The sequence below is a fragment of the Chromobacterium sphagni genome (assembly GCF_001855555.1).
Classification (GTDB): domain Bacteria; phylum Pseudomonadota; class Gammaproteobacteria; order Burkholderiales; family Chromobacteriaceae; genus Chromobacterium; species Chromobacterium sphagni.
Genome location: NZ_MKCT01000052.1, coordinates 1 through 12917, shown reverse-complemented (window position 1 = coordinate 12917; position 12917 = coordinate 1). Strand labels below are relative to the sequence as shown.

The following is a 12917-nucleotide window of genomic DNA, read 5'->3' as shown; positions in this document are numbered from 1 at the left end:
CGGATAGTCTTGGCAGCCTGCCACTCCGTAAACTTCCAGCACGCCGCCGAACGCCCAGTTGAAGGTCTGGCCGTAATTGCTGGTGCGGTTCAGCGCGCTGGAGACGTTCAGAGTGATATCCAGGGTATTGATGCTCCAGGACGCGCAGGTGGCGGTGCCGGCGGCGCAGTTGTTCTGCACGGTGCCGACAATCTGGTCGCCGCTGTTCACTGTCTGCGGCGTGCTGTAGTTCACCGCGCCGTTTTGGCAGCAGTTCCAGCTGGCTATGGTCCAGGCGTTATCGTTGAATGCGTTCCAGCCCAGCACCGGTTGCAGAATGCTTTGCACATTGTCGCGGTCCTGCAGACCGGGGAAGAAATACACCACCTGACCATCGCTGCCGACAGGCGCTGCCGGCACGGCCCAGCTGGCGTTGATGCCGCCATAGGCCGAACTGGTGACCAGGTCGGTATCCTCCACCCAGCCATTTGCCGTGTCCTGTGTCGATGCCGCCGGCCGCGGGCCGGCTTGAGCGTCATGCGCGGCTATCGCTTCGCCATGCGCGCCGTAGCGCACGTGGCCGCAGCTCGCGCCTGCGCGGATGTTGCCATCTGCCGCCTGTATCCGGCCATCGGCCAGCAGTTTCTCCTGGCGCTTTATTTCTTGCACGCAGGAGGGGTGGAAGAAGCCGAAAGGCGTGACGACATAATTGGCCGGGACGTCGGCCGGTCGATTGGCGCTGGCCGTGGTGAGGCGGTTGGCCTCCGCCTGCGCGGGCAGCGGGGCCAGCGCCTGCAATATCGCCAGCAGCGTTGCGCCATGCAACAGATGCCTGATCCATGCCTTGTTCAGGATTGCCATGCGTGCTCCTTGTGAGAGTGGGGAAGGCGAGTTGTTTCCTGATGAAGCTGATTTGAGAGAGGTGCGTGCCGGCCAGCCTGTGCCATGCCTTTGATGATCGTAGATGGCGTGTGGCTGTTGCTGACTGTTCGAACGATCAGTCAATTGGAACTTGGCAGCATCAACGGCTTGTGCATTCAAGTGGGGGGCGTGCCATGGTTGGCGTGGCGGCTGATATAAAGGCCAGCAACGCCGGAGTATTGGCTTGTGCCGGAGCCTGTTGATGATGAATGTCTTTTGCTGCGGGGCGCATGGTTGCAATCGAGTCTTGGCAGATGGTCATCTTGGGCCGCTTCGCGGCGCCATCGGCAAGGATTTGGCTTTATGCCTATTGATGTGCGCCGTCCAGCATGGTTTGCACGATAGGCGGTCAGTAAGTTTTTTCATGAAATTTGCATTTATGAAGGGGCTCTGTTGCATAAGTCCGGAGCAGAGTGAGTTTCCCCTTTCCACCAGCAGGCCTATGCCACCGCCACCGTGCATGGAAGGCCCAGCATGTTGAAGCGGTTCAAGATGGCCGCACGCAGTCACCTGGCCATCGAAGCGTCAGGCCATCACCCTTTCGCCTAACAGTTTGAAGCCGTGCATCTTGGTCTCCACCAAGCTGCGGCGATGGTAGCCGCTTCAGCGTTTCCAGGTCGCCCGGCCAACCGGCCAAGTCGCTTGGTGGCGCGCAGAATCTCGTTTCGAGCCGGCGCGCCCAGTGAGCCTCCTTGTCCGCTCAGGCTATCGACTCATCTGGTGGGATCTCCGCCAACAACGAAGGCGACATTGGCGCATCGACCTGGCGATTGTCTGTCACCTTTAATGGCCCGGATTGGCAGGGTTTCCGCATCGATGCCCAGATGAACCTTGCGCGATTGCCGGCGGTATCCGGCACCATGCTTTTTCGTTTTCCATTCGCCTTTGCCCGGCATTTTGATGCCAGTGCTATCGACCAGCAGATGCAGCGCGCCTGAGCGTTTCTGATAGGGAATCTTGACCTGCAGCGTCAGCTGATGCCGACGCCGTGCACTGTAGTCCGGGACAGTCTAGGATCAATATGCCCAGGGGCGCTGGACATTGGTATCCGGCCGGGTGGAGCTGCAGGCGGCGGGGCCGGAGAGGGAGCCGGTTTACAGACCGCTCCGCGACGAGGAAATGCGCGTGCGGAAACCGGCGGAGGCTGGCCATTGGGTGGCGATTGTCGGCATGCCGGCATCCATCCGAGACATGGGTGCGCGCTGGTTTGCGCCGCGATGGCGTTGGAGCGGAGCCGCAATGGTTTGCCATCCCTGCCGATGGAGCGGAACAGCGTCTGGCTGCTTTTTCGGTGGATGACACCGCTTATCTGCGCCGCGCGCCGTTCAAGAGCATGCTATTCAAAGCGCGCGGTGACGGTAGCCTGGTGGTGGATGATGACCGCGGCAGCATGGTATACCGCCGGCAGTAATGGCGCGGCGGGGGCAAGGCTGCCTGGAGGCGGCCTTTTTCTTGGGGATGGCGCGCTTGTCCGCTTGCGACAGTTGGCGCGTTCCCGGAGTGGCTTAGGTATTCGTACTAGCTTGTACTTGTCGGTGCGCGCGCTCAAAGTGGCGTGCATGCTGGCTGGACGAGCCTGCCCGCCGTGAGGCGGCCGGTTTCTTCCGCCAGCAGCAATCGGTGCCGCTGATGCTGCCTGCTGGTTCGGGGGTATCGGCAGCCGCCCGTGGATTCACGCTGTCATGTCTCACCCTTAATCCATCAGGAGCATGCCATGTCATCCAATACTATCCATATCACAGCAAGCGACAACGAGTTGTATGTGATTGCCTATCAGTGGGGCGCAAGTTACCAGCTTGCGCACATTCAGAGCGGCAATGGCAATGCCGTCAATGTCACGGTCAACATCAACTCCGGGGCTTACACCGAGCCTGCGGTGCTCAATGGGGTGAACGGGGCGCTGAACAGCACCTATGCTGTCAACCTGCCGAACGGCGACTATGAGATTGTCGCGATGGGCGTCAACTGGGGCGGGCCGTGGAGCTTTGCCCTCAACGTGAACGGCGGAGCGCAAAAGGCCGGCAGTGGCGCTTCGGGTAATGGCGTGGTGTGGTTTACCGAAGGGGCGGGCTCCCAAGGCGCCGGCATTCCGATTACCGTCCAGCCCGCCGGCCCGCAGATTTCAACCGTGAACGTCAGCTCTCACCCGACGATTCCTGCCGGGCTTCAGGCCGCGTTCATGACCGGGCCCAACTCGCCCACGCCGGATGGCGAAAGCGCCACGTGCAATGTGATCAGTTACAACGGCCTCACTTACTGGGCCTATTCCTATATCGATAATAGGGTCTCGCTGAACCTGGTCGCCTATGACGCGTCGGGCAAGGTGGTGGCGCAGCAGGAGCTGCCGGGGGCCAGGTATTTGTGGAAGATTACCTCCGACGCCACCAAGCAGACTGTCACCTTCTATGGCCAGAGCAACCAGACGGTGAGCAAAAACTGGAACCAGTTGCCGACTTAGTTCGCTCCGCGCCATAGCGCAACGCCGGTTTTCTTTTCCGCAATGCCGCCCGCTCGAATCGGGCGGCATTTTCATATTCTGTTTCGAGCGGCGAGGCCGGAGGTGGCAGCGCTCAGCCCGGATCCAGCTGGCAAACCTTGCCAGTGTCGGCAAAGCCGCCGTACAGCTTCATCTGGTTTGGCGTTTTGCGCGAGATGAAGAAGCTGTCGGGCATGGCCTGCCCGGCGCTGCTTTTGGGCCAGGTCAGCAGGCCCTTTTCATCCATGATGCCCTGATAGCGCTGGCCGTCGCGGTTCAGCTCCACGGTTTGGCTTTGCTTGTCGTAGCGGAATTTGACTTGGTCTTCGCAATGGTAGCTGGCCTGGATTCTTTGTTGCGGTTGGCAACCGCAAAGCGCGGCCAGCAGCAGGCAGGCCGCCGGGCGGGCGAGGGTGGACATCGGTTTGGTCTTTCTGTGTCAAACGATTTGGCCGCCACTATACCATGGTCCGAACTGGCGCCGTAATTGCGGGTGGACATGCCGCCGGCGGCGCAGAGCGTTTGCTCTATATGCCGTCACGATTTTCCGCTTGCAGCAATGACGATGTGGGTAAGTTGTTGTAATTGATGATTTTTACAATCCATTTACTGGAGCTGGCGGTGGTTTGGTCATTATCTTGTCGGTTCGGTGCAGACAGTCGGCGCGAGGAAATCATAAGAACAGCTGGCTGCCTGCCTTCGTTTACAGAGGAGAACCCATGGATGATTTGGTCATCGCCATCAACGGCGTGGTTTGGAGCCCGGCACTGATTTACCTGTGCCTGGGCGTGGGCTTGTATTTTTCTGTGCGTACTCGCTTTTTGCAGATGCGCCACTTCAGCGAGATGCTGCGGCTGATGTTCAACCGCCAGAGCAGCAGCTCCGGCGTGTCGTCGTTTCAGGCGCTGGCGATGACGCTGGCGGGGCGGGTGGGTACCGGCAATATCGCCGGAGTGGCCACCGCCATCACTTTTGGCGGGCCGGGCGCCATGTTTTGGATGTGGATGGTGGCGTTTCTGGGCGCCAGCTCGGCTTTTGTCGAGTCGACGCTGGGCCAGGTGTACAAAGAAAAAATCGATGGCCAGTACCGCGGCGGGCCGGCGTTTTACATTGAAAAGGGCCTGGGGCAGAAGTGGTACGCCTGGTTGTTTGCCATCACCACGGTGATCGCCACCGGGGTGTTGTTGCCGGGCATCCAGTCCAACTCCATCGCCAACTCTATGCAATCGGCCTTCGGCATCGCGCCCACCGTCACCGCTGCCGTGTTGGCCATCATGCTGGGCTTCATCATCTTTGGCGGCGTCAAGCGGATTGCGATGTTCGCCGGGGCAGTGGTGCCGTTCATGGCGTTGGGTTACATCATTGTCGCTTGCGTGGTGATCGCGCTGAATATCGAACAGTTGCCGGGTGTGATCGCGCTGATCTTCAAGAGCGCCTTTGGCATGGAGGCGGGCATGGGGGCGATCCTGGGCTTCGCCATCCAGTGGGGCGTGAAGCGCGGCATCTATTCCAACGAGGCCGGCCAGGGCACCGGCCCGCATGCCGCCAGCGCGGCGGTTGTCAGCCACCCTGCCAAGCAGGGGTTGGTGCAGGCGTTTTCGGTTTACATCGACACCTTGTTTGTCTGTTCCGCCACGGCCTTCATGCTGTTGATCACCGGCCAATACAATGTGCAGGGCCCGGATGGACAGGCCATCTTCATCGGCATCGCCGGGGTGGCTGCCGGCCCTGGCTATGTGCAGACTGCGATGGAAAGCATCTTGCCGGGGTTCGGATCGGTATTCGTAGCGCTGGCGTTGTTCTTCTTCGCCTTCACCACCATCATCGCCTACTACTACATCGCGGAAACCAATGTCGCCTATATCAACCGCAAGGTGCAGCGTCCCTGGCTGACATTTGCGCTGAAAATCGGCCTGATGGCGGCCACTGTCTACGGCACGGTCAAGACGGCCGATATGGCCTGGGGATTGGGCGATATCGGGGTGGGGCTGATGGCCTGGCTCAACATTATCGCCATCATCCTGTTGCAGAAACCGGCGCTGGCTTGCCTGCGTGATTACGAGGCGCAGAAAGCGCGAGGGCTGGATCCGGTGTTCCATCCGGAAAAGCTTGGAATAGCCAACGCCGCCTACTGGAGCGGCCAGCGCGCCGAGGCAAACCTGGCGGCGGAGCAGGATGGCAATGTCAAAGATGGAAAAGCTGCGCCGGCCAAGGCGGGTTGAGCCGCCCTGCCCGCACTGCGATCAGGCCAAACGCCCGGCAAGCCGGGCGTTTGCATTGCATATGGGACGGATCTGGCCTCTTAATGATCGTGCCTGTTTGGATGGCGTAATGCCATTTGCGGATCAATTGAAACTCCAATAGCATAATTAATACTATTGCAGCGTGAACTTTGTCAGATGGTATGCATCTGTAATTATGTTGGAGCTTTTGCTCTGGCACGGTTACGTTTTCTTGATAACTACACAGGAGATGCAAAATGATCGAACACATCCAAAACGCGGATATTGAGCTGGATGCCTGGTTCCAGGAAGAAACCTTCGCGGAGGCGGTTGAAATGATGCAGGACAAGGCGGTGGTGCCGTTTGGCACCGCGCTGTGGCCGGTCTGATACCGGGTTGTCTCTTTGCCGATTGTCGAACGGGGCCTGTGTGGCCCCGTTTTTTGGGAGGGTTTCATGTACGTTAGCGATGATCATGCGCAAAGCATTCGAAACATGTATGCATGTCTGGCCTTGCATCCGGCGGTCAGGGAAAAGACGGTTGCCGGCGCCGATGTGCGTTTGCTGCTGGGATTCGACGGATTTCACCAAGGCATCGCCAGCGCCATAGCCGCCGGCGCCGCTGCGGAGTTTCCGGGCGATGCGCAACTGCTATCGTTGGAGACCGAGCCGTCCGACGACATCGCCGACGCGATCGCGCGCTGTGATGTGTTCATCTTTCTGTACCGTTCATCCACGCTGCAAACTGTCGGCCACCTGGGGCCGGTGTTTTTGCAGCCCATCAAGAAGGTGATGCAGGAACACTGGAAAAAATCCATTTTGTTCAAGGACTACGGCCAGCACTTTTACGAGGCGTTTGCCGAGCCGCGCGAGAGTATCGCGGCGCACAACCTCCGCCTGATGGCCTTGGCGGGAGAGGCACGGCAGGTGGTGTTCGAACAGCCAGGCGGCGGCTGGCTGAGCGGCTCCATCGGCCCCGGACAGGTCTGGACCTCGATAGACGGCGACGGCAATGTCGACCTGACTCCCGGCGAGATCGCCACCACGATCCGCGATCTTAACGGCGAGGTGCGTTTCAGCGGCGCTTTTCTCAGCACGATACCATTTGCCGTCAAGTACGGCGTGGTGCGCGATTTCGTGTCGATCAGGATACGTGAGAGCCGGGTGGTGGATTTCTCCTGCGACAACGCGCGTTTTGCCGCGGATTTCGACAAATACCTGGCGGCCAATGCCGGCAACCGCGTGGTGGAGGAGTTCGGCATCGGCACCAACTGCGGGGTGAAGGGCTTGTATGGATTGAACGCTGGTTTCGAAGAGCGCCATCCGGGCCTGCACCTGGGCTTGGGCGGCGGCGTGCTGGGCAGCCATCATCTGGACCTGATTTTTTCCGACGGCCGTTTGCGCTTTGACGACACGCCGTTTTTCGACAATGGTTTCCTGATTTAGCGCTGCGATCTCAGGCGGGCGAGCTGCATGCAGGCTGCGGTCGCGCGGTTTCTTGCCGTTAGGGGAGGAGGCTGTTGGTGGTCCGCCGGAGTGCCAGCAGGCAGATTTTACTTGCAGGGCGGCCGGTCCCGATGAAGCGTCGGCCGGGCGCGGCGCGCGTCCGGCCGATGCGGGGCTTAACCGTTGAAGTTGTAGCCCAGATAGATGAACTTCCCGCCCGCGCCCTGATTGATGTCTTGCGCCATCACAACCGCATACTCGTCAAAGTCGCCAAATGCGCTTTGAACCGTATCGCCGTAGCCGGATTGTATCCGGCCGATGTAGTTGGTTTCGGCGCTGTTCTGGAAGCACAGGTAAATGAAAAGGCCGCCCGCGCCATCATTCAGGTCTACGTTGACCTTTTGCCAACCGGCAGGCGGAGTGGCGTCTTTGCCGGTAATGAAACGGATGGCCGAGACGCCTTTGCCGGTCTGGGCAGTTTGGTAGTAGATGTAGATGAACTTTCCCTTGGCACCCTGATTGAAGTCCTGAGCGCTGCCATTCTTGTTGGTCACCACGGTCCAGCCCTCGCCCGGAGGAAGCTTGGAACGCCAGTCGTCGTTGTCGATCGCAGCTGCGGTGATATTCACTACGTAAGGCATGTCATATTTCCTTGTTAAGAGTGAATTAACTGGATTGGCTCCAGCGCTTGCAGCTTAGTCGATTGATGACAATGCTTTACTGGCCTTTTGGATGGTTGTTTAAATTTGATGTGCCGTACTTGCATCATTTGCCATGCCAGGGCGGTGGGCACGCGCAGGGGGAGCCAAGCGATGGGCAAAGCCGCCTTGGCTGCTTGCGTTCAATTAGAGCAGGGGACACGACCGAGTCATCGCATGACACAGTCGTTCAAGCGGAAACGCACGCAGGGTGGCGGTTGGCGGGCAGTCGACGAAACTTTCAGGCTTGCGAACCCGGCAATCTTCCATTGTTCCGTTTTTGCAAGCGGCTGGCGTCTATCATGTGCGCCGCCCGCGCGCGCAGTTGGCCGCAGCCGCCTTCAATGTCCTGTCCCGCCGAGTCGCGCACCTTGGTCAGCACGCCGTTGTTGTGCAGATAGCGCTTCATCGCGTCGATTCGTTCGCCGGCGGGGCGCTGGAAGCTGTCCGCCTCCAGGCTGTTGTAGGGAATCAGGTTGAGCACACCGAGCTTGCCCTTGAGCAGGCGCACGATGGCGTCCATTTCATCCTGGCCGTCGTTGATGCCGGCCAGCAGCGTCCATTGGTACTGGATTGGATAGCCGATGCCGCGAGCGTATGCTTCTCCCAGCTCCACCAGCTCGGCCGGGCTCATGCGTGGCGCGCGTGGCAGCAGTTGCTCGCGCAGGTCGGCGCGGGTGGTGTGCAGCGACAGGGCCAGCGCCGGCTTGACGCGTTGCTGCGGCAGCCGTTCGAACACGCGCGGATCTCCCACCGTGGAAAACACCAGATTCTTGTGGCCGATGCCGCCATCGGTGCCCAGCCAGTTGATCGCCTCCAGCACATTGTCCAGATTGTGCGCCGGCTCGCCCATGCCCATGAACACCACCTTCTTCACTTGGCGGATCCGCCGCGCCAGCACGACCTGAGCTGCGATTTCGGCGCTGCCCACTTGGCGCAGCAGGCCAGTCTTGCCTGTCATGCAGAAAGTACAGCCCACCGCGCACCCCACCTGGCTGGACACGCATAGCCCGTCGCGAGGCAGCAGCACGCTCTCCACCATCTGGCCATCGGCCAGCTCCACCAGCAGCCGCAGCGAGCCATCCGCCGCCGGGTGCCGCGAATGAATCCGCGCCAGGCTATCCAGCCTGGCCGCGATAGGCGGCAAACCGTTGCGCACCGACAGCGGGAAATAATCTTCACTCTTCTGGTGGCGAGTGCCGGCATCCAGCGGCAGGCCCTGCAGCCAGGCGCGGTTGATGCGGCCGATATGGCAGGGGCGGGCGCCGATGTCGGCAAGGGATTGGTGGAGTTCCTGGATGCGCATGCGTTGTTCTGGATACGGTTGCTGTCAGTGTGCGGTCCAAGTGCCTCGGCCCGCGCGTTTTGGTTCACGGCGCGTAGGGTAGCGCAAGATGGGGAGTGCGGGGGGATTTGCTTCGGCTTGGGTTTATGTGACGTGGAGGTGTACTCTATGTTTGGGGTGTCCTGGCAAGAGCGGACAGCTTCGTTTCAAGCGGCCTTGGCTGCACTCCAGTATCTCCGGGAAAATTCAGCCGCGGCCAAGTAGCCAAGCCGCGAGTGACGGCGCTGGCAGTTATAGAAGATTTCGATGTACTCCCTGATCGACGCCTCTGCTTCCGCCCGCGTCGCGTAACGGCGATGATGAACTAGCTCATTTTTCAGCGATCCCCAGAAGCTTTCTATCGGCGCGTTGTCGAAGCAATTGTCCTTGCGTGACATCGAGCTCTGCATATGAAACTGCGTCAGCAAATCGCCATAAGCCCTGGCGCAGTATTGGCTGCCTGGATCAAGCCGGCCGGCGGTCGATGGTGCTGAGCGGCCCGAAACAGCGCCTTGCTGACCAGTTCAGTCGTCATCCGCGCGCCCATCGCATAGCCAACGATCTCGCAGCTGAACACATCCTTCAGCCCTGCCAGGTACAACCAGCCCTCGTCCGTCGGGATATACGTGATATCACCCGTCCAGACCTGATTCGGGCGGGTCGGTTCGAACACTTGGCCCAGCACGTTCTCTGCAATCGGCAGACTATGCGCCGAGTGGGTCGTCGCCTTGAACTTGCGCTTTTGCCGACACCGGAGCCCCATCTCGCGTCGTAACCGGTCGATGCGGTCGCGCCCGGCCTCAAAGCCCATCGCGGCCAGTTCCGGCTGCAAGCGATGCGCTCCGTAGGTCTCCCGCGTCTTGGCATGCGCCGCCCGAATCGCCACTTTCAACCGCTCATCCTCTTGTTCTCGCTCGGAGGGAGAGCGTCCACGCCAGTCGTAATGCCCGGCGCGAGACACAGCCAGCACCCGGCACACGACTGCCACCGGAAATAGGTTTCGGTGCTCTTCTATCCAAGCGTACCGGGCAGTGACGCCTGAGCAAAGTACGCTGCAGCTTTTTTTATCAAATCGCGGTCCAGGCGAGCCTCGGCCAGTTCCTTACGCAGCCTGGCATTCTCTGCCTCCAACTCGGTAACGCTGCGCGCTCCCGGCGCCGGTTTATCGCCACCGGCCTTCGCCGCCAGTACCCAATTGGCCTTGGCCAGCGTGCCTTTGGGGATCACCAACCTTTGGGCTGCCTCTTTCAGGCCCTGCTCCAGGACTAGCTTCACCGCTTCAGCGCGGAACTCTACTGGATATTTCTTTCTGGTCTTCATTGCAAAATCCCGACTGTTAATGGCAACAATCAGAACTGTCTGCTGGAATCAGGCTACCCTAGGTCGCCACCGTTGGGTGGTGGAACGTACCCATTCTTGGCTAGCGGGCCTCGGCAAGTTGCGCATTCGCTTTGAGCGACGGCTGGATACGCATTACGTGTCCAGTCCCGTACGATTGCTCACGCGCTTTTTGAATAAATCGGGACGCTGTTTTTGCCAGTCCTTCATGGCCTGAGTCGGCGTCCGATGTTGGAGCGCCAGTTGCGGCAGATGCTGGTTATAGAGCAATACATAGCGCTCCAGCGTGTCGGCCAAATCCTGGCCTGACTCGAAGCGGTGCGTGGCCAGCACATCACTGATCCGGCCGTTGAAGTGTTCGACCATCCCGTTTGTCTGCGGACTGCGAGGCTTGGTCAACCGATGCTCGATGCCAAGCGCGTCGCACAGCAGATCGAATTCGTGTTCCCGCTCGCTTGCTTCTGCTTATTGAACAGCGGGTCGGTGAACTCACTGCCGTTATCGGTCAGGATCGTCCGCACATGGCATGGTGCTGCCTTCTGTAAGGCGGTCAGAAACGCCCGCTCGGCACCAGCGGTCTTGTTCGACTTGATCCGTACAAAGACCCAGCGCGTCGCGCGGTCGATGGCGACAAAGAGATAGCGTCGGGATGTCTCATCAGGCAACTGCGGCCAGTATTTCACGTCGATATGGAAGTCACCCGGATCGTAGGCCTTGCACGGCTTGCTGGGGCGTTTAGCCGGTGTAGCTTCCAGGTCGCGCAGGCTGCCGACGCCATGACGGCGTAAGCAGCGGTCTAGCCCGGAACGCGAAACCTTGGGGTTCAGAAACTCGCCAACGACGACCAACAGGTCATCCAGGCCGAGCTTGAGCACCTTGCACAACTCGACAGCGATACGTTCCTGAGCCGCCGTCAGGGTGGTTTGTAGGCGATGGGCGGTATGCGAGCGGTCTTCAACGAAGTCGCGGTTCTTCCACTTCATGATGGTGGGGATGCTGACGTTGAAACGCGCCGCCAGTTCAGCCAGGCTACCGGTGGCGTTGCGGATTTCCTCACGGATAGCCGGCGCCGTGCGGGCTTGTTTGTGCAGTTTGACGATCATCGTTGTTGCGGTTGTAGGGCTTGCAGAAGCATACCCATACCTTCACGGGCGAGGGTAAGTTTCCAGATACGTTTGCTCAAATGATCGTCTGGGATGCGACAATTACGCTTTGCTCAAGCTGGCTTTCTCATTGATCTGTCTGCGATTTATCGATAGGTTTTGTTGGCGAGTCTAAATGTAAGGCTCATCGTAATTCAATGCTTCTATATATCAATGTCAATACAATTTGGTTTGATTTTTTTGCTGAGCTTGCAAAGCGTATTTGCATTGAATGTCACCGTGTGCACAAAACCATTCAATATTTTATGTAAGAAATAAGATGGACCAGTATTGAAGTCAGCGCTAACGTGCAAAGTTAATAATGCTATCCATTAATTATGCTATTGTAATTATAGCTCGCCACTGACTGATGGTTTGGTTGCAGCCAGTTTGGGAAATCATGCAGGCAGAGACGAGAAAATAGGTAAGTGAATATTTGATATTTATCGTATGAATGAATTCTTCAAGGAGATATTGAATGATTGCTAAATACAGCCGTTTTTTTCTGCTGGCTTTCGCGCTGCTTAGACCCGCTAACAAAACCTCTTGATGCCGGATACGTATGCCCGCATCTAGCGAAGATGAAACGGAAAGTCGTCAGTCAGAAGCTCTGGAAGTCATTGCAGCCGCTACTCCCTCCGCCACCTCGCTCCCGCCGGGGTGGGCGGCCACGGTTGGATGATTTTGCAGCCCTCAACGGCATCTTGTTTGTTCTCACCACCGGTATTCCTTGGGAGGACCTCCCACAGGAACTCGGTTTTGGCAGCGGGATGACCTGCTGGAGAAGGCTGCGGGATTGGCAAGCGCTAGGCATTTGGAATCGCCTACATCTAGCCTGCTGACACAACTGCGCCAACACGATCAAATTGATTGGAGCCGGGCCAGCATTGATGGGGCTAGCGTTGCCAGCCCCCTGGGGGCCAAGAGACCGGTCCCAACCCCACCGACCGAGGGAAATGCGGCAGCAAACGGCACATCATCGTAGATCGCCGAGGTTTGCCACTGGCGCTGAGCATGACCGGCGCCAATCGGCACGACTCCATGGTCTTCGAAACTTTGGTCGATGCGATTCCTGCCGTTCCTGGCTTGCCAGGACGGCCCAGACAAAAGCCTTACAAGCTGCATGCTGACAAAGGCTATGACTACCGCCGTTGCCGTGCACACCTGAGCCGACGCGGAATCTTGGTGCGAATTGCTCGGCGCGGGGTGGAAAGCAGCGAGAGACTAGGTCGCCACCGCTGGGTGGTAGAACGTACCCATTCTTGGCTAGCGGGCTTCGGCAAGTTGCGCATCCGCTTTGAACGGCGGCTGGATACGCATTACGCCTTGCTCAAACTGGCTATCTCAGTGATCTGTCTGCGATTTATCGACA

9 protein-coding genes and 4 pseudogenes are annotated in these 12917 nt (G+C 59.0%); 6 read left to right on the top strand and 7 right to left on the bottom strand.

The annotated features are described in order from the left end of the window. Positions 1-840, bottom strand: an 840-nt coding sequence (locus BI344_RS17395) for a hypothetical protein (protein ID WP_071114109.1), incomplete at its 3' end; no start/stop codon positions are given. Positions 841-1340: 500 nt separating this feature from the next. After that, a pseudogene (locus tag BI344_RS23210) lies at positions 1341-1907 on the bottom strand (transposase); the annotation flags it as partial. 188 nt (positions 1908-2095) lie between these two features. Here BI344_RS23210 and BI344_RS17390 point away from each other — a divergent pair. Then, on the top strand, positions 2096-2311 hold the full coding sequence (locus BI344_RS17390; protein WP_071114108.1) for a hypothetical protein: 216 nt from the start codon (positions 2096-2098) through the stop codon (positions 2309-2311). Positions 2312-2614: 303 nt separating this feature from the next. Further along, positions 2615-3358, top strand: coding sequence for a hypothetical protein (locus BI344_RS17385; RefSeq protein WP_071114107.1), 744 nt, complete (start codon positions 2615-2617; stop codon positions 3356-3358). A gap of 112 nt (positions 3359-3470) precedes the next feature. On the opposite strand, the gene BI344_RS17380 is transcribed toward BI344_RS17385, so the two are convergent. Further along, the gene (locus BI344_RS17380) at positions 3471-3797 is read right to left on the bottom strand and encodes a hypothetical protein (protein WP_071114106.1); all 327 of its coding nucleotides are present in this window, start codon (positions 3795-3797) and stop codon (positions 3471-3473) included. A gap of 298 nt (positions 3798-4095) precedes the next feature. Between BI344_RS17380 and BI344_RS17375 the strand changes: the two genes are divergently transcribed. The 3 genes from BI344_RS17375 to BI344_RS17370 all read left to right on the top strand — a co-directional run bounded on the left by BI344_RS17375 (position 4096) and on the right by BI344_RS17370 (position 7043). After that, a complete protein-coding gene (locus BI344_RS17375) occupies positions 4096-5598 on the top strand; it encodes an alanine/glycine:cation symporter family protein (RefSeq protein WP_071114105.1) in 1503 nt (500 codons plus the stop codon). 257 nt (positions 5599-5855) lie between these two features. Continuing rightward, positions 5856-5987, top strand: coding sequence for a hypothetical protein (locus tag BI344_RS25900; RefSeq protein ID WP_275638838.1), 132 nt, complete (start codon positions 5856-5858; stop codon positions 5985-5987). A gap of 105 nt (positions 5988-6092) precedes the next feature. Next, entirely contained in the window at positions 6093-7043 is a 951-nt protein-coding gene (locus BI344_RS17370; protein WP_206600419.1) for a CgnE/CgnB domain-containing protein, read from the top strand. A 176-nt stretch (positions 7044-7219) separates the two neighbouring features. Here the strand turns inward: BI344_RS17370 and BI344_RS17365 are convergent, their stop codons facing one another. From BI344_RS17365 to BI344_RS17345, 4 genes and pseudogenes are all read right to left on the bottom strand, one after another. Then, entirely contained in the window at positions 7220-7684 is a 465-nt protein-coding gene (locus tag BI344_RS17365) for a hypothetical protein (protein WP_071114104.1), read from the bottom strand. A gap of 298 nt (positions 7685-7982) precedes the next feature. Then, entirely contained in the window at positions 7983-9047 is a 1065-nt protein-coding gene (locus BI344_RS17360) for an RNA methyltransferase (protein ID WP_071114103.1), read from the bottom strand. A gap of 185 nt (positions 9048-9232) precedes the next feature. After that, a pseudogene (locus tag BI344_RS23205) lies at positions 9233-10385 on the bottom strand (IS3 family transposase). 153 nt (positions 10386-10538) lie between these two features. Continuing rightward, a pseudogene (locus tag BI344_RS17345) lies at positions 10539-11506 on the bottom strand (IS481 family transposase). Positions 11507-12126: 620 nt separating this feature from the next. On the opposite strand from BI344_RS17345, the pseudogene BI344_RS23200 reads away from it, so the two are divergent. Next, positions 12127-12917 (top strand): annotated as a pseudogene (locus BI344_RS23200) (IS5 family transposase); the annotation flags it as partial.